The sequence below is a fragment of the Rhizobium sp. WYCCWR 11146 genome (assembly GCF_013591995.1).
GTDB lineage: Bacteria > Pseudomonadota > Alphaproteobacteria > Rhizobiales > Rhizobiaceae > Rhizobium > Rhizobium indicum.
Map to the genome: position 1 here is coordinate 33168 of NZ_JACCEY010000035.1, position 17341 is coordinate 50508.

The 17341-nt window shown below is 61.4% G+C and carries 12 protein-coding genes; 5 read left to right on the forward strand and 7 right to left on the reverse strand.

Annotated features, from left to right (window positions below; genetic code table 11):
- Positions 1-62: 62 nt before the first annotated feature.
- Both HX899_RS27495 and HX899_RS27500 read left to right on the forward strand, forming a co-directional pair.
- Entirely contained in the window at positions 63-1037 is a 975-nt protein-coding gene (locus tag HX899_RS27495; protein WP_181293860.1) for an L-threonylcarbamoyladenylate synthase, read from the forward strand.
- A 35-nt stretch (positions 1038-1072) separates the two neighbouring features.
- Entirely contained in the window at positions 1073-2509 is a 1437-nt protein-coding gene (locus HX899_RS27500) for an FAD-binding oxidoreductase (RefSeq protein WP_181293861.1), read from the forward strand.
- A gap of 18 nt (positions 2510-2527) precedes the next feature.
- Here HX899_RS27500 and HX899_RS27505 read toward each other — a convergent pair whose 3' ends face one another.
- On the reverse strand, positions 2528-5857 hold the full coding sequence (locus HX899_RS27505) for a DUF1217 domain-containing protein (protein ID WP_181293862.1): 3330 nt from the start codon (positions 5855-5857) through the stop codon (positions 2528-2530).
- A 300-nt stretch (positions 5858-6157) separates the two neighbouring features.
- Between HX899_RS27505 and HX899_RS27510 the strand changes: the two genes are divergently transcribed.
- Entirely contained in the window at positions 6158-6724 is a 567-nt protein-coding gene (locus HX899_RS27510; RefSeq protein WP_018486292.1) for a DUF6101 family protein, read from the forward strand.
- Between the two features lie 159 nt (positions 6725-6883).
- On the opposite strand, the gene HX899_RS35615 is transcribed toward HX899_RS27510, so the two are convergent.
- Entirely contained in the window at positions 6884-7345 is a 462-nt protein-coding gene (locus HX899_RS35615; RefSeq protein WP_181293863.1) for an Lrp/AsnC family transcriptional regulator, read from the reverse strand.
- 89 nt (positions 7346-7434) lie between these two features.
- On the opposite strand from HX899_RS35615, the gene HX899_RS27520 reads away from it, so the two are divergent.
- Entirely contained in the window at positions 7435-8412 is a 978-nt protein-coding gene (locus HX899_RS27520) for a threonine/serine dehydratase (protein ID WP_181293864.1), read from the forward strand.
- A gap of 63 nt (positions 8413-8475) precedes the next feature.
- On the opposite strand, the gene ubiA is transcribed toward HX899_RS27520, so the two are convergent.
- The 5 genes from ubiA to HX899_RS27545 form a co-directional block, all read right to left on the reverse strand.
- Positions 8476-9435 (reverse strand): 4-hydroxybenzoate octaprenyltransferase, encoded by a 960-nt coding sequence (ubiA, locus tag HX899_RS27525; RefSeq protein ID WP_138388001.1) that lies wholly within the window; start codon positions 9433-9435, stop codon positions 8476-8478.
- Positions 9436-9594: 159 nt separating this feature from the next.
- Positions 9595-10407: a MipA/OmpV family protein gene (locus HX899_RS27530; protein WP_181293865.1), complete on the reverse strand. Its 813-nt coding sequence runs from the start codon at positions 10405-10407 to the stop codon at positions 9595-9597.
- Between the two features lie 125 nt (positions 10408-10532).
- On the reverse strand, positions 10533-11114 hold the full coding sequence (locus tag HX899_RS27535; protein WP_181293866.1) for a histidine phosphatase family protein: 582 nt from the start codon (positions 11112-11114) through the stop codon (positions 10533-10535).
- Between the two features lie 67 nt (positions 11115-11181).
- On the reverse strand, positions 11182-12441 hold the full coding sequence (locus HX899_RS27540) for a cyclopropane-fatty-acyl-phospholipid synthase family protein (protein WP_181293867.1): 1260 nt from the start codon (positions 12439-12441) through the stop codon (positions 11182-11184).
- Positions 12442-12574: 133 nt separating this feature from the next.
- On the reverse strand, positions 12575-14884 hold the full coding sequence (locus HX899_RS27545; protein ID WP_181293868.1) for a Tex family protein: 2310 nt from the start codon (positions 14882-14884) through the stop codon (positions 12575-12577).
- 219 nt (positions 14885-15103) lie between these two features.
- Here HX899_RS27545 and glyS point away from each other — a divergent pair, with 219 nt between their 5' ends.
- Positions 15104-17218 carry a glycine--tRNA ligase subunit beta gene (glyS, locus tag HX899_RS27550; protein WP_181293869.1) on the forward strand — a complete coding sequence of 705 codons (2115 nt, stop codon included), beginning with the start codon at positions 15104-15106 and terminating at the stop codon, positions 17216-17218.
- The last annotated feature ends 123 nt before the right edge of the window (positions 17219-17341 follow it).

Sequence of the window (17341 nt, forward strand, 5' to 3'; positions counted from 1 at the left end):
ATTACAGCGCCGCGCGTCTTTTCAGACGCGCAAAGGGTGCAGTCGCAAGTACCGGGCAGGACATGGCACGCACGATCGATATCACGGCAGACAGGCAGGCAGCGCTCGAGGCGGCCTCAGCCGCTCTTGCCGGCGGCTTTGCCATCGCCATCCCGACGGAGACCGTCTACGGCCTTGCCGCCGACGCCACCAATCCTTTGGCCATCGCCCGCATTTACGAGACAAAGGGACGGCCGCGCTTCAACCCGCTGATCTGCCATATGGCCGATCTCGCGATGGCCGAAGAGCATGCCGAGTTCGACCCGGTCTCGCGGGCGCTCGCCAAAGCCTTCTGGCCCGGCCCGCTCACCCTCGTGCTGCCGCTGAAGCGGGAAAGCCCGATCCATTCGCTGGCAACTGCCGGGCTCGACAGCGTCGGCATCCGCGTGCCGAAGGGATTTGCCGGCGCTTTGATCGGCGCCTTCGGTCGGCCGCTCGCAGCCCCAAGCGCCAATACCTCAGGCGGGGTCAGCGCCACGAGTGCCGCCCATGTCGAAGCCGATCTCGGAGCGAAAATCCCGCTGATCCTCGACGCGGGACCAAGCGCTGTCGGCGTCGAATCGACGATCGTCAAGGCGGAAGGCGGCCAACTCAGGCTGCTTCGGCCGGGTGGACTGGCGGCGCGTGAGATCGAGCGCGTCGCAGGCCAACCGCTGCTGCGGGCGAAAGCGGCATCGGCGGCCATCGAGGCGCCGGGCATGCTTGCCTCGCATTACGCGCCGGGTGCTTCCGTGCGCCTCAATGCAACGGCCGTCGAACCCGGCGAAGCGCTGATCGCCTTCGGCAGCGCTGCGGTCTCCGGCGCAGACAGTGCCCGCATCGTGCTTGATCTCAGCCCGCGCGGCGACCTTGCAGAGGCCGCCGCCAATCTTTTCGACTATATGAAGCGGGCCGATGCCAGCGGCGCCCAGAGCATCGCCTTTTCAGCGATTCCCGAAGAGGGGTTGGGCGAGGCGATCAATGACCGCCTGCAGCGGGCGGCGGCACCCCGCGACTGAAAAGACCGCGCATGACGATGGAGGACCGAGCCCGAATGAGCAATTCCAGCATTTCCACCGAACTCCTCAACCGCTTCGCCGCAATTGTCGGCGAAAAGTACGCCCTTCGCGGCGAGGCCGATCTTGCGCCGCATCTGATCGAAAACCGCGGGCTCTATCACGGCTCCTCCCCTCTCCTCTTGAAACCCGGCTCGGTTGAGGAAGTCTCTGATATCATGAAGCTTGCGACGGAGACCGGCACGGCGATCGTGCCGCAGACCGGCAATACCGGCCTCGTCGGCGGCCAGACGCCGCGTCAGGGCAAGTCCGATATCATCCTGTCGCTCGAGCGGATGAACAAGATCCGTGATGTCGATCCGGTGGCGAACGTGCTGGTGGCCGACGGCGGCGCCATCCTGGCCGAGGTGCAGAAGGCTGCCGAGGCGCATGGGCGGCTGTTTCCGCTGTCCCTCGGCTCGGAAGGCTCCTGCCGCATCGGCGGCAACCTTTCCACCAACGCCGGCGGCACGGCAGTGCTTGCCTACGGCAATATGCGCCAGCTCTGCCTCGGCCTCGAAGTGGTGCTGCCGACTGGCGAGATCTGGGACGGGCTGCGCCGCCTGAAGAAGGACAATACCGGCTACGACCTGCGCGATCTCTTCATCGGCGCCGAGGGCACGCTCGGCATCATCACCGGCGCGGTGCTGAAGCTCTTTCCCCAGCCGCTCGGCCATCAGGTGGCCTTCGCCGGCCTGAATTCGGTGACGGATGCGCTTGCCCTCTTCAACCTCGCCTCCAGCCTCTGCGGCACCTCGCTCACCGGTTTCGAGCTGATGCCGCGTTTCGGCGTCGAGATCACCACGCGCCACATCGACGGCGTGCGCGATCCGCTGGAGGCCGCCTATCCCTGGTACGTGTTGATCGACATTTCGACATCGGATTCGGCCGAGACGGCGGAACGGATGATGAATGGTGTGCTGGAACAGGGCTTCGAGGCTGGGCTGGTGCTCGATGCCGCAATCGCTGCATCGGTAGCACAGCAGAAGGCGATCTGGCACATGCGCGAAAGCATGTCGGATGCGCAGAAGCCGGAAGGCGGATCGATCAAGCACGATGTTTCGGTGCCGGTATCGAAGATCCCGCATTTCATGGCCGAGGCCGAAGAAGCGGTGATGGCGGCCATGCCTGGCGCCCGCATCTGCGCCTTCGGCCATATGGGCGACGGCAATATTCATTACAATATTTCCCAGCCGCTCGGTGCCGACAAGGCCGCCTTCATCGCCCGCTGGCGCGAGATGAACCATATCGTCCACGGGCTGGTGCTGGCCCATGGCGGCTCGATCTCGGCCGAGCACGGCATCGGCCAGCTGAAGCGCGACGAACTGGCGGCGATCCGCCCAACGATCGAAATCGAGCTGATGCGCCGCATCAAGCGCGCCTTCGACCCCGCCAATATCATGAACCCGGGAAAGGTCGTCAGCCTCGATCCGTGAGGCTGCACGCCATCAGGCCTACTGCGTACCGCCGTTGGTCAGGATCATCAGCGCCGGCGACTGCTGGGTGGCGTTCTGGACGTCGTACATCGCGGTGAACCGGCGCAGCAGCTTGTCGACCTTCTTCGGATCCTGGAGATCCTCGAGCTTGACGAAGCGATTGATCAGATCGGCCTGTTTGGCGACATCCATGCCCGAGATCTGCGACGGCAGGCTGTAGGCGGTAGTGATGACCTGATAAAGCGCCTTGTCGCCGAGGATCCCATAGATCGAGGTGATGCTCGAGGCCTTGCGGCTGAAATAGAGCGCCAGGCGGACGCCGTCATTGCTTTCGCCTTCCTGGGCTTCCATCGTCTGCTGAACGTAGAGCTCCTGCGTATGCTCCTCGGCCGCCTTGTTCTGGATGGTGCCGATCTTGGCGCGGGTCAGGTTGCCATCCTTGTCGAAATTGAAGGCGGCGACGATGTCCTTGAATCGCGCATCGGCGGTGGCGTTGAGATAGCTCTTCTTGTCGTCGGGATCGGACGTGAAGATCTTCTTCAGCGTCGCCTTGTCGTAATCCTTAGGGTCAAGGTTGTTCGCCTTCAGCACCAGATCGGTCAGTCGGCTGTCGTCCAGGAAGTCGTCGAGCGACTTTACTTTCGCCATACCCTTGGCGAAATAATCGACTTCGGCCGTCGCATCCTTCGCTGCCTTGTCCTTTACCGGACCGTCCTTCATCAGCATGGTGATATGCGATCTATAGTCGGTGGCGTATTTGGCCATGGTCGCGTCGGGAAGCGCCTGGAAGGGTGAAGCCGCCTTGCCGTCGGGGCCGAAATTGAAGGCGCGGGCAAGATTGGTGATACGTTCATCCTTGAGCGAGGCGACATAGCCGTTAGGATCATAGGCATCGCTGGTCAGGATCTTGCGCATCATCGAACGCGATACGTCCTGGTCAGTCAGGCCGAAAGCCTGCAGCGCCACATGGAAGAGATCCGGCAGATTGTCGTTGCTCTTGCTGAAATCGACCGCCGAATTGGTGCGCAGGAAATCATTGACGCTCTTGATGTCGGAGAAATTCTGCAGGCGGCTGGTATCCGCCATCAGGCTCTTGTAATTGGCAGCGACCTCGTCGATCGCCTCGTCGCGCTCGTCGTCATAGCGCGCGGCGTAGTTATCGTTGGTGGTCTGCGCCTGGTCGGCCGTCTGGACCGAGCTGACGACGGGAAGCGATCCATCGGCGGCGAAGTTGAAGTCGGCATTGAGATCGGCGTGACCGGCTGCTGCAGCCGCCGTCGCATCGGTCAGAATGCTCTTCAGGTCGGCGTTCGAGATATCGAAAGGCAGATTGTAAGTGCTCTTCAGGAAATTGGTGATGCCGTCATCGGCAATAAGATCATCGACATTGGCGATCGCCCCCATGCGTGCGGAATAGTCGTTGGTCCGCGCTGTCGCACTAATTTTCGTATTGCTGATCTGGGCGGCCGTCTGCGCCTGCATACCATCTTCAAGCGTGCCGTCCGCCTTGAAGTTGAAGGCAGCGGCAACGTCGGCATAAGTGCCGGTGCCGCTCTGGTCAGTCAGGATATTCCTGAGATCGACATCGCTGACCGTCGATGGGATGCCGAAGGCATTGCGGACGAAATTGTTCAGTTTCTGGTCTGCCAGCAACTGATCGACGTCCGAGATGCCGGCGATGGTCGCCTGATAATAGACGGCCGCATCATTCGCCTTGCTGGTGGTGCTCGCGCTTTGTGAGGCGCTTTGCGAGGCGTAAAGGGTGGCGACAGAACCATCCGTCTTGAAATTGAAAAGATCGTGGACGTCGCTATAGCCCTGGGCGCTGGCAGCCGCGGGATCGACCAGGATGGTCCTCAAGGTCGCATCAGAGACGCTGTCTGCGATCTGCATGCTGTTTCTGATGTAGCTCACGGCAACGGCATCCGACATGATGTCATCGACATCGGTGACATTGCCGATCATGCCGTTGAAATGCGCGGCGTTCGCCGCCGACTTGTCGGTGGTCGACTTGCGCTGTGCTTCCGTCTGAATCACCGAACCGTTGATCGAACCGTCCGCCTGGAAATTGAAGTCGGCATTGATGTCGGCATGGCCCTGAGCTGCGGCATAGGCCGAATCCGTCAGGATGTTTTTCAGGTCGGCATTGCTGAAGCTCGTGCCGAGACCATAGGCATCCTTGATGTAGCGCGCCAGCACGTTGTCGGCGAGCAGGTCATCGACATTGGTGATGCTGCTCGATTGCGAGGTCAAGGTATAATAATTGCCGGTGTTCGACGCAGCCGACTGCAGATTGTTCGCCTGGGCGATAGACTGGACGCGCGCCGTGTTCGACGTCGAACCGTCGGCCTTGAAATTGAAAGCATTGTAGACGTTGGTGAAGCCCATCAGCTGGGCATAGCCGGGGTCGGTCAGCACCGTGCGCAGCGCTGCAGCGGTAAAGTCCGCGCCCATGCTGTAGGCCGTCGTGATGTAGGAGGTCAGGCGCTTGTCAGCGACCAGGTCGTCGACATTGGTGATCGTGCCGATCTTGGCGGTGTAATAGGCCTTGTTGTATTCGGCCGCCGTCTTGCCGACATAGTAGACGTCGGAGCCGACCGAATTGTCGATGATGACCGATTGGGAATTCAGCGTGTAGGACTCGATGACCGAGGCCTTCTGCGCGGCGGTCTGGGCCGTGCCGGTGACGGTGCCGTCGGCGTTGAAGCTGAACTGGGCGGCAAGCGCCTTGTATTTGTCGCCGCCCTGCGTATTGACGACGCTCGTGGGATCGCTGAGATCGCTGGTCAGCACCTGCCGCAGAAAATCCTTCGACGCATAGGTGGGGTCGATGTTGAAGGTCTTCAGCACATAGGTGCGCAGCCGGGTGTTGTTGACCAGGTCGTCGACGCTCTGCACGCTATCGATATTGTTGCCGTAATAGGTGCTCTCGGCGCTCGCGGCCTTTTCGGCATCGGCGAAAGACTGCTTGTAGAGGCCGATGAGATCGTCCTCCTGCGCGTCTGTCTGCACGTCCTTCTCCGGCGCATTGAAATTAAAGGCGGCGGCGAATTCGCGGTAACGCGTATCGGAGAGCTTGTTGGCGTAGCTGTTGGGATCGGTCAGATCGCTTTCCAACACCTTCTTCATGAAGGCCTTGGCGTAGGTCATGTCCTCGAGGCCATAGGCCTTCATCGCATAGCTGTAGAGCTTGTAGTCGCCGAGGAAGTCGTCGACGTCGGTGACCTTGTTGATATGGTCGGCGTAATACTGGGCATCCTTCTTGACCGTCGTCTGCGACGCGACCTTGTTGAGGCTCGACGTCATGTCCCGCGACAGGATCGTGTAAGCAAGGGAAGCCGTGATCATGGAAAGCGCCCTTTTCGGCAAAATCTCTAAAAGAACGACGAAATGCTGGTGAGCACATTTTGCCATGCAAAGCTTACCTGAGGCTTACCTCCGGATGCATCATTCCAGGACACCGCATCGTTCACCTTCCGGAAACCCTGCCGGATTCGGTTTTGATAACCATCAGAGGAGGCAAAGTTTTCTTAACCGCAATTTTTAAGCTGTACGGAAGGGCAGCTGCCTATTGTCGGCCATAGAGGACGAAAAGTCCCAAGGAGAAGACCGGAAATCGGCTCTCAGGTAAGACAAGGGTAGAATGAAATGAACAATCCCGTTATGAAGCCCGCCTGGGCTGGCACGACGTTACGCCTCGATCCGTCCCGCTTTCCCCAGCAGGTCAGCTACGCCATCCACGATTGTTCGGATGACGTCAATATCACCATAGACGAACGCGGTGCGGTCCTGCGCAAGGTCCTCCCCTCCAGCGGCCTGCCGCTCTCGATTGCGCTGCCGAAGCGCGTTTTCAAGGGCGTCGCCGCCCGCGCCATCGACCATGGCGACGGCGATGTCACCGTCACTCTCGAACTCCATCACACCGATCCGGAGCTCTGCATTCCGCTGCTCGTCGCCCATGATCTCAGCGACATTGCCGCAGACTGGCGCAGCTGGTCGGAAGCCTTCCGCATTCCGATGCTGATGGTCGAGGCCGACGGCGTCGCCCGGCCGCTCGAAGACCACATCGGTGCCTTGCGCACCAGCGACCTCAAGCCGCGCCGCCGCCATTCCTACTTCGCCAATCGCCGTCCGCGCTTCCTCGTGCGCCGCACCACCGGCCGGCTGGGCGTCGCCATGAAGATCGAAGGTAAGGAAATCATCGCCCGCAACTGACCGAAATCGCGACACCGGACATCATTGCCGGGCATTCTGCGCACTCACCTGTCGCGGAATGCCCGTTTTGCGACGCTGTCGAATTCGGCCGTAGACTGTCTCGATTGGCACCGCGGGATGAGTTTTGACTGGATCACTGCGTAGCCAGTAAAAAGCCTCTCATTCAAAGACGGAAAGTCCCAATCCGTGCTTGACCGTTTTGAGTGCGATCAGGCTCTTGTATTTTCGCACGAGCGCCTGCTGCTCGCCCATAAGCCGCTCAATGAAGGCATTGTATTCCTCAAGATTGCGGACGGCCACGAGCAGGACATAGTCCATGTCGCCGGTGACATACCAGCATGACTGAACTTCAGGCGCACGGTCCAGCCATCGTTGGAATTGCTCCAACGCGTGTCGATGTTCGTTCTGAATTTCGAGCTCAACCAGAACGGACAAGGTGCGATCAACGGCTTTCGGACTGACCACCGCCACGATCTTCTCGATGATCCCATCTTGTTTCAGTTTGCTGATGCGCCGTTCGACGGCCGAGGTAGAGAGATTGACCGCGTCAGCAATGACCTTGCCGGGAATGTCGGCATTCTCCTGCAGCATCGACAGAATAGTTCGATCAATATCATCCACAGCGTATAACCAAGCCCATAAGCAGAAATTCCGCTATAAATTTATCATGAGCGCGGTTTTTCCGCGCCGAAAGTTCCTATCATCTGCCCATGACAAAACAAACACCTCTTTCAGCCGCCAAAATCGACGATGCACGCAAAAAAATCGATCCGATTTTCCTGAACACCAATCTGTTGCGTTCCGATAGGCTCGCGCTGTCGCTCGTCGCCAAGGACGAAACGGAAAATCCCATCCGCAGCTTCAAGGGGCGCGGGACGGGGTATTTTCTCGCCGATCTCGTTGGCGACAGAACTCCTCTGGTCACGGCATCAGCCGGGAATTTCGGCCAGGGGCTTGCTTATAATGCCGCGCGGCATGGGCGATCCCTGGTGGTGTTCGCCAGTGTCAACGCCAATCCGTTGAAGATCGAAGCCATGCGCAGGTTTGGGGCGGAGGTCTTTCTCGCCGGGGAAGATTTTGACGCTGCAAAGGAGGCCGCCAAAATCTACGCCGCCGAACGGAAACTGCAGTTCGTCGAGGACGGTGCGAGCGCAACCATTGCCGAAGGGGCAGGAACGATTGCGGCGGAGCTGACTGAAGAGGTCGAAGATATCGATGCCGTTTTCATTCCGCTTGGCAACGGTGCCCTGGCGGCCGGAATAGGGTGCTGGTTCAAATCACGATCACCGCGAACAAGGGTCGTCGCAGTTGCCGCAAAGGGCGCACCTTGCATGGCCCTGTCCTACAATGCGGGTGACGTGATCTCAACGCCGGAGGCACGCACGATTGCCGATGGAATTGCTGTGCGGATTCCCGTCCCGTCGGCCGTCGGCTGGCTTCAAGACACGATCGATGACGTCGTTCTCGTGGATGACGATCAGCTTTTCGATGCAATGCGGTTTGCTCATGACACATGGAAGCGTCTCGTCGAACCAGCCGGAGCAGCGGGACTCGCAGCTATTCTTGCGCAGGCATCTGCCCTGAAAGGCTGCCGCGTAGCGACTATGCTGTGTGGTGCCAACCTCACGGGTCAACAGATCAAGGCATGGCTTCCATCTGCCGCAAAGGACGCCACGAATGGCTGGTAGACCAATCCTCCTATCTGAGGACAGGCGCGAGGGCTGGCGCCCGCGCCCGGTTCATCGTCCCAATCAGGGAATGGCAAACAGCAGCGAGACGAAGAGGCCGAAGAAGATGATCAGGCCGACGCGGTTGTTCGATTTGAAGAGCGCCAGGCACTGGTCGGCATCGTTGATATCGAGCCGGACGATCTGCCAGGCGAACATGCCGGCCGCACCGAGCAGACCCAGAAACGCGATGAGATTGGCGCCGGCGAGAGCGAAAGCGATAAACATCAGCACCAGCGTCAGCCCATAAAGGCCGATCAGCCATTGCCGTGTCCTGTCGCCGAACAGGCGCGCGGTAGAGCGGACGCCGATCAGCTCGTCATCCTCCTTGTCCTGATGCGCATAGATCGTATCGTAACCGATCGTCCAGGCGACGGAGGCGGCGTAGAGCAGGATGGCGGCAAAGGAGAGGCCGCCGAGAATGCCGGCCCAGCCCATCAACGCGCCCCAGGAAAAGGCAAGTCCGAGGTAGAATTGCGGCCAGTCGGTGAAACGTTTGGCAAAGGGATAAAACGCCACGATCCCGAGCGAGAGCACGCCGAGGAAGACGTTGAGCCAGTTGAACTGCAACAGCACGAACAGGCCGACCAGCGTCTGCAAGCCGATGAAGATCTTCGCCCGGCGGCGCGTGACGCGGCCGGAGGGCAGCGGACGCGACCGCGTGCGCGCCACTTCCATGTCGATCTCGTGGTCGACGAGATCGTTATAGGTGCAACCGGCGCCGCGCATGGCGACCGCGCCGATGAAATAAAGGAACAGGTGAGACACCAGCAGGCTGCCGGAATAGAGCCCCTCGCCGATCGCCGCATTGGCGGCAAGTGTCGCCGACCAGAAGCACGGCCACATCAGGAGCTGCCAGCCGATCGGGCGATCCCAGCGCGCCAGCTGCGCATAAGGCCAAAGCCATGACGGCAGGATCCGGTAGACCCAGTTATCGGAAGGTGCGTCGGAGACGCGATCGTTGAAGTCGCCGGTATCGTGCATGCCGCTCATCTAGCGGCGGGCGGCCGATCCGGTCAAGAAGCGATCATTGCACTGCCACTTGCATCATCCCTAGATCAGAATCGATCCCGGGATGAAATTATGCTGCAATTCAAAGTGTTACAGCGCTGCGCATCTGAGAGGGATGCGCAGCCGCGTCAATCACTGCAGGGAAAAATTGAACTTGTAGGTCGCCGAGACGCCGATCAGGACCTGGTTCTTCGAGCCGCGCTCGCGCACGAGGCTGCTGTCGGCGGCGGGACCCGCCAGCCGCTTATATTCGAGGAAGGAACTGGCCGAGAGGTTTTCCGTCGCCTTCCAGGTGAGCGCCGCGCCTGCGCCATAGGATTGGATGCCAGACGACGGCTTATAGGGATCAAGGCCGCTTGCCGCCGCCTGCTTGGCGTTGACGCCGTAATAGGCGTCGTAATAGCCGCTGGTGGCGAAGGTCGCGCGCGGGCCGCCTGATAGCTGCAGGTCGGGGGCGATATCGGTGAAGGCATCGACCGCGAGATCGGCGACGATGCCGTCATGCGAGCGGATGCCCTGGCGGACTTCGGCGCGGGCGCGAAGGAAGTCGGTCGGGTAAACCTCGACGAAACCGCCGGCTTCCGCCCCCCATTTGACCTTCTTCAAGCCCTTCAGCTCGCTGCCGTCGCCGTCATCGCGCGACGGCACGAACTTGCCGACGATGCCGGCGCGGAAGGCGCCCTTGTCGATGAGGGCGAAGGACGGATTGTCGTTGCGCGAGGAAAAACGCGGGCCAGCACCCTGGCGGCCGACCGAGATCAGCGGGCTGAACTTGAATTCATTGTGCGACGAGCCCTCGAATTTCGGGGCGGAGAAGCCGGCGACGCCAACGCTCAGATACCAGTCGCCGGACCAGAAATGCTGGCCGCTTTCCTGGGCGGCCACTGAGCCAGCAGATAAAAGGGCAATAGCCAAAGAGATCGATACGACTGATCGATAAGACACGTCCACACTCCAGAAAACGCAAAAACAAAGCCGCGGAGGGCGGCGCTCGCTACATTTATCCCGATGTCGTTACCCCAATGTTAACCACGGCGGCGATTGATCAGGCAGAGGACTGCGTCTGGTTTTTACCGCTGGTTCCAGCGGCGGATGACCGGTTCGGTCAGATCATGCTCGTAGCCGAGCACGCTGATGCTGGCCGTATCGAGCACGAAACGGGAGCCGTCTTCCGGCGGCAGCCCAAGCCAGCGGGCGGCCAGCACGCGCAGGAAATGCGAGCTCGAAAAGACCAGGATAGTGCCGGCCGTTTGGCGAAGCGCATGGATGACGGCGTCGGCGCGATCGCCGACATCGGCGGCGAATTCGCCCTTCGGGCAGCCGTCGCGAAAGAGCTGCCAGCCGGGGCGGTCGGCAAGGATCGCCTTGGTGGTGATGCCTTCATAAGCGCCGTAGTCCCATTCGGCGAGATCGTCCTTGATCACCGCGCCCGATCCGAACCCGGCGAGCGTGCAGGTCTTGCGGGCTCGCTCGGAGGGGCTCGACCAGACGGCGGAGAAGCTAAGGCCCGTCAGGCGGTCGGCGAGTCGGCGGGCGGCGGCCTCGCCGTTCGCCGTCAAGGGAATATCGCTGCGTCCGGTATGGCGCCCTAACAGGCTCCATTCGGTTTCACCGTGGCGGACCAGGTAGATCTCGGGAAACGCATTGCTCATCGGCACGTCCTTTCATGAGAATCCGTCCCTCGGCAAAACCGCCAGCGGAAGCGGCACTTCCGCGGGATCAGAACGTCACTTTTTCAAGCGGGGCGCGCCCCGCCTCGAATTCCTTCAGCTTCGCTTCGTTGCGCGCGATGTAACTGCGATTGTCGGGAACGGCGAACTGGTTCTTGGCGATCTGGATCTGCAGGATGAAGAGCTCGTCCCAACGGAAGCCTATTTCGGAACCGGCCAGATAGAGTTCCCACATGCGGAAGAATTGCTCGTCGTAAAGCGCCACCGCTTCGGCCTTACGCGCCACGAAACGCTCGCGCCAATGGCGCAGCGTATAGGCATAATGCAGCGGCAGGATTTCGATATCCTTGACCAGCAGCCCGGCCTTTTCAAGCGGCGGCACGACCTCGCCGACGGAAGGGATGTAGCCGCCCGGGAAGATGTATTTCTCGATGAAGGCATTGGTGCCGAAGCTCGGCTTCGGGCGGCCGATCGAATGCAGCACCATGACGCCGTTGTCGTCGAGGAGATCCGATACCTTGCGGAAGAAATTGCCGTAATGGCCGATGCCGACATGTTCGAACATGCCGACCGAGACGATGCGGTCGAACTTCCTGCCCGTCATGGTGCGGTAGTCCTGCAGTTCGAAACGCACACGGTCGGCAAGGCCGCGCTTTTCGGCGCGCGTACGCGAGACCTTGAACTGCTCTTCGCTCAGCGTGATGCCGGTGAACTCTGCACCTTCGGTCGCCTCCGTCAGGTACATGCCCATGCCGCCCCAGCCGGAGCCGATCTCCAGGATGCGCTGGTTCGGCTCGAGCAGAAGCTTGGCGGCGATATGGCGTTTCTTGGCGAGCTGCGCCTCGTCGAGACCAATGCCCGGCGGCTCGAAATAGGCGCAGGAATATTGCCAGTCCTCATCGAGGAAAAGATCGAATAGCTTGGCCGACAGGTCGTAATGATGGGCGACATTGTGCTTGTTGCGATTAACTGGCACACGGCTCTTCAGCTGCTGCCAGGCAATGCGGCCGAGGAGCAGTGCCGCCATCTTGAAATCGAAGATTTCGTTGGTGGTGTTCTGTTTCACCAGCGACAGGAAATCGTAGATGTTGCCCTGTTCGAGAATGAACCGGCCTTGCATGTACATTTCGCCGAGCTTCATCGCCGGGTCGCGCCGGATGGCGTCCTCGGCCTCCTGATCGGCAAGGCGGGCGACAACGGTTTCACCCGTGCCGTCGCCGATAGTGTGGGTTTCGCCATTGGCAAGGGTAAGTTTCAACGAACCCTTGCGGACGATTTGCTGGACGATCGATAAGAATGCCGACGCCATGGACGCCTCGCAAATGTGACGGGATGGTCACATCAACTTAATAGCTCCCTTTCGCCTTACAAGCGCCGGATTTAGCACTCCGTTCAGAACGCTGCCAAACTGTTGCATTTTTGCCGAAATTCCGGCTAAGCCCTTATTTTCGCTTCATGGCTTCGGCAAGTGCCGCGCCGAAGGCGCCCTGGCTCTCCGGTTTCTGAGCCGCGGGCCGGCGCTCGTTCTGCGGCCGCGACACTTGGTTTCCGCGAGAATCACCACGCGGCGGCGGCGCCGAGGAGCCGTCATCGCGGCGCATGGAAAGACCGATGCGTTTGCGCTTGGCATCGACTTCGACAACCCGCACCTTGACGACATCGCCCGCCTTGACGACCTCGTGGGGATCCTTGACGAAGCGATCGGCAAGCTGGGAGACGTGCACCAGACCATCCTGGTGCACGCCGATATCGACGAAGGCGCCGAAGGCGGCGACATTGGTCACCGTGCCTTCCAGCACCATGCCGGGCGTCAGGTCGGAAATTTCGTTGACGCCCTCGGCAAAGGTCGCGGTCTTGAAGCTCGGACGCGGGTCGCGGCCGGGCTTTTCCAGCTCCGCGATGATGTCCCTGACCGTCGGCAGGCCGAATTTCTCGTCGATGAACTGGCGCGGATCAACCGATTTCAACACGGCGCTATCGCCCATCAGCGCGCGCAGATCGCGGCCGCAGGCAGCGACGATCTTCTTGGCGACGCCATAGGCCTCCGGGTGCACCGAGGAGGAGTCGAGCGGCTCCTTGCCATTGGGAATGCGCAGGAAGCCGGCGCATTGCTCGAAGGTGCGGCCGCCGAGTCTGGCGACCTTCAGCAGATCCTTTCGCGTCTCGAAACGGCCCTCGCTGTCGCGGTGGCGGACGATGGCATCGGCGATCGACGGGCCGAGGCCGGAGACGCGCGACAGCAGCGGCGCAGACGCGGTATTGAGATCGACACCGACGGCATTCACCGCATCTTCCACCACGGCATCGAGCGAACGCGACAGCTTCTGCTGGTCGACATCGTGCTGATACTGGCCGACGCCGATCGACTTCGGCTCGATCTTGACGAGTTCTGCCAGCGGGTCCTGCAGGCGGCGTGCGATGGAGACGGCGCCGCGCAGCGATACGTCGAGATCGGGGAATTCAGCCGCGGCGGTCGCCGAGGCGGAATAGACCGAGGCGCCGGCTTCCGACACGATGACCTTGGTCGGCTTCGGCGCCGGCAACTCGGCCAGCATATCGGCCACCAGCTTTTCGGTTTCGCGGCTGCCGGTGCCGTTGCCGATCGAGATCAGCTCGACATTGTGCTTGCGGATCAGCGATGCGAGCTCGACCTGGGCGCCACGCACGTCGTTCCTCGGCTGGAAGGGATAGACGGTCGATGTCGCCACCACCTTGCCGGTGCCGTCGACGACGGCGACCTTGACGCCGGTGCGGATGCCGGGATCGAGACCCATCGTCGCGCGCGAGCCGGCGGGCGCTGCCAAAAGCAGATCCTTGAGATTGCGGGCGAAGACGTGGATCGCCTCTTCTTCGGCCCTTTCGCGCAGTTCCCGCATCAGGTCTAGCGAGAGCGACATGGAAAGCTTGACGCGCCAGGTCCAGCTTGCGACCTCCATCAGCCAGCGGTCGCCGGGGCGGCTCGTACCGATCTCGTAGGCCGTCACGATCATGCGTTCGACCGGCTTGTTCGGAGAGGTCGTCTCGGCGTCGGCCTCGATCGTCAGCGTCAGCACCTCCTCGTTCCAGCCGCGCAGCATGGCCAGCGCGCGGTGGCCGGGGGCGGTCGCCCAGCGTTCGGAATGGTCGAAATAATCGGAAAACTTCTCGCCGGTCGCCTGCTTGCCGTCGACGACTTTCGCCTTCAGCAGCGAGGCCTGGCGCATATGGGCGCGCAGCTTGCCGAGCAGGTCGGCATTTTCGGCAATGCCTTCGGCGATGATGTCGCGCGCGCCTTCGAGCGCCGTCTTCACATCGGGCACATCGGCGGTGACGAAGCCTTCGGCCAACACCGCCGGTTCCCTGGCGCGGTCGGCAAGGATCGTCTCGGCGAGCGGGCCGAGGCCGCGTTCGCGGGCGATTTCGGCCCGCGTGCGGCGCTTCGGCTTGTAGGGCAGATAGAGATCTTCGAGCTCGGCCTTGGTTTCGGCGCCTGCGACCTTGGTCATCAGCTCGTCGGTCATCTTGCCCTGGCCGGTGATCGATTCGACGATCGCGTCGCGCCGGGCTTCGAGTTCGCGCAGATAGACCAGCCGCTCGGCGAGATTGCGCAGCTGCGTATCATCCAGCCCGCCCGTCACTTCCTTGCGGTAGCGGGCGATGAAGGGCACGGTAGAGCCTTCGTCAAGCAGCTCGATGGCGGCTTTAGCCTGTTCGGGCCGGGCGTTGATTTCGGCGGAGATGCGGGCTGCAAGAAAACGGAGGTCTGCGGCCATGGGATTTCCTGTTTCGTCAGAGGTGGCGGGACCATAGCGGCGAAAAGCGGCAAGGCAATGTTGGAGTTTACGGCCGAGCGCCGATCCACAGGATAAGCATGCCGGAAAGGCGGCGATTTTGCGGTTGTGCAGATGCGCCATTCTTTGCTAGCAGAAGCAACGTTTTGACCCGGCGCCCATGCCATCCCTCCCCTGTCGCGGGAGGCAAGGAAATTCGACATGCCAAACCTTCTTCTCGAACTCCGCTCCGAAGAGATTCCGGCCCGCATGCAGCGCAAGGCTGCCGGCGACCTGAAGAAGCTCGTCACCGATGCGCTTGTCGAAGCGGGTCTTTCCTACGAGGGCGCGCGCGAATATTGGACGCCGCGGCGGCTTGCGCTCGACATTCATGGCCTCACGGCCCGCTCCGCCGATGTGCGCGAGGAGCGCAAGGGACCGCGCACCGACGCCAACGAGAAGGCGATCGAAGGCTTTTTGCGCGGCGCCGGCCTTTCCTCGGTCTCCGAGGCGCAGGTGGTGAGCGATCCGAAGAAGGGCGATTTCTACGTCGCGGTCATTTCCAAGCCCGGCCGCGCAACGGAAGAGATCGTCACCGATGTCATGCCCGGCATCATCCGCGATTTTCCCTGGCCGAAATCGATGCGCTGGGGCAAGGCCTCGTCGAAGCCCGGTGCGCTGCGCTGGGTGCGGCCGCTGCAGTCGATCATTTGCACCTTCGGACCGGAGCATGAAGAGACCGTCGTGATCCCCTTCGAGATCGACGGCGTTACCGCTTCCAACATCACCTATGGCCACCGTTTCCATGCGCCCGAGGCGATCACCGTCCGGCGCTTCGACGATTATGCGGCGAACTTAGAAAAGGCGAAGGTCATCCTCGATGCCGAACGGCGCAAGGACATCATCCTGCACGACGCTCGCGACATCGCCTTTGCCAACGGGCTGGAGCTGGTGGAAGACGAAGGGCTGCTGGAGGAAGTCTCTGGCCTCGTCGAATGGCCGCAGGTGCTGATGGGCAGCTTCGAGGAGGATTATCTCTCGATCCCCTCCGAAATCATCCGGCTGACGATCAAGACCAACCAGAAGTGTTTTGTCACCCGCAAACAGGGTGAAGAGACGCTTTCGAACAAGTTCATCCTCGTCTCAAATATCCAGGCGAGCGACGGCGGCAAGGAAATCGTCCACGGCAACGGCAAGGTGGTGCGGGCCCGGCTTTCGGATGCCCTGCACTTCTGGAAGCGCGACCAGGGCAATCTGCCGGATCTCGAGACGCTCACGGCTTCGGCGGCAAAGTTCAGCCTCGACATCAAGAAGCCGCTCGATCAGCGCATGGCCAAGCTCGATGCGCTTGACGTGACGTTCCATGCCAAACTCGGCACACAGGGCGCGCGTGTCGCCCGCATCCGCACACTGGCCAAGGAATTGGCTGATATCACCGGCGCCGACGCGGCTCTCATCGATCGCGCCGCCGTGCTCGCCAAGGCCGATCTGCGCACCGAAGCGGTCGGCGAATTCCCGGAACTGCAGGGCTTGATGGGCCGCAAATATGCGGTGTTGCAGGGCGAGAATGCTTCCGTTGCCGCAGCGATCGAGGATCACTACAAGCCGCAGGGTCCATCGGACCGCGTGCCGGAGGACAAAGTGGCGATCACCATCGCCCTTGCCGACAAGCTCGATACGCTGATCGGTTTCTGGGCGATCGACGAAAAGCCGACAGGGTCGAAGGATCCATTTGCGCTGCGGCGGGCAGCACTCGGCGTCGTCAGGATCCTGCTGGAGCGAAGGATCCGCCTGCCGCTGCTGGCAACGACAAGGGATGGCGACCTGCTCTCCTTCTTCCACGACCGTCTCAAGGTCTATCTGCGCGACCAGGGCGCCCGCCACGATCTGATCGACGCCGTGCTGACGCCCGATGCCGACGACCTGCTGATGGTGGCGCGCCGCGTCGAAGCGCTGACGGCCTTCATCACCTCGGAGGACGGCAAGAACCTGCTTTCCGGCACCAAGCGGGCGACGCAGTTGCTCGCCGCCGAGGAGAAGAAGGGCACCGTGATCGCTGACGGCGTTTCGGAAGCGCTTCTGACGCTCGATGCCGAGAAGGAGCTGTTCGCCGCAATCTCCAGCGCCTCGAAGGATGCGTCGGACGCCGTCGCCGGCGAGGATTTCCGCTCGGCAATGGAAGCGCTTTCCAAGCTGCGCGGCCCGGTCGACCGCTTCTTCGAAGACGTGCTCGTCAACGACCAGGACGCCGCCATCCGCGCCAACCGCCTCGCCCTGCTGCGGCTGATCCGCGAGGCGACGGGAACGGTTGCGGATTTCTCGAAGATTTCGGGGTGATGTTCGGCTTCTTGCAGTGTCGATGCAGCGCGGTTTCGAAAAACATCTGCCCCTCACCCTAACCCTCTCCCCGCTTGCGGGGAGAGGGGACTTGCCCCACTAGAGGTGAGCGAGGAACGGAGA

What these genes read in the sequence shown, in the direction of transcription:
- HX899_RS27535 (WP_181293866.1), bottom strand. Translation starts at nt 11,114, where the DNA reads ATGAGCAATGCGTTTCCCGAGATCTACCTGGTCCGCCACGGTGAAACC.
- HX899_RS27540 (WP_181293867.1), bottom strand. Translation starts at nt 12,441, where the DNA reads ATGGCGTCGGCATTCTTATCGATCGTCCAGCAAATCGTCCGCAAGGGT.
- HX899_RS27510 (WP_018486292.1), top strand. Translation starts at nt 6,158, where the DNA reads ATGAACAATCCCGTTATGAAGCCCGCCTGGGCTGGCACGACGTTACGC.
- glyS (WP_181293869.1), top strand. Translation starts at nt 15,104, where the DNA reads ATGCCAAACCTTCTTCTCGAACTCCGCTCCGAAGAGATTCCGGCCCGC.
- HX899_RS27505 (WP_181293862.1), bottom strand. Translation starts at nt 5,857, where the DNA reads ATGATCACGGCTTCCCTTGCTTACACGATCCTGTCGCGGGACATGACG.
- ubiA (WP_138388001.1), bottom strand. Translation starts at nt 9,435, where the DNA reads ATGCACGATACCGGCGACTTCAACGATCGCGTCTCCGACGCACCTTCC.
- HX899_RS27500 (WP_181293861.1), top strand. Translation starts at nt 1,073, where the DNA reads ATGAGCAATTCCAGCATTTCCACCGAACTCCTCAACCGCTTCGCCGCA.
- HX899_RS27545 (WP_181293868.1), bottom strand. Translation starts at nt 14,884, where the DNA reads ATGGCCGCAGACCTCCGTTTTCTTGCAGCCCGCATCTCCGCCGAAATC.
- HX899_RS27495 (WP_181293860.1), top strand. Translation starts at nt 63, where the DNA reads ATGGCACGCACGATCGATATCACGGCAGACAGGCAGGCAGCGCTCGAG.
- HX899_RS27520 (WP_181293864.1), top strand. Translation starts at nt 7,435, where the DNA reads ATGACAAAACAAACACCTCTTTCAGCCGCCAAAATCGACGATGCACGC.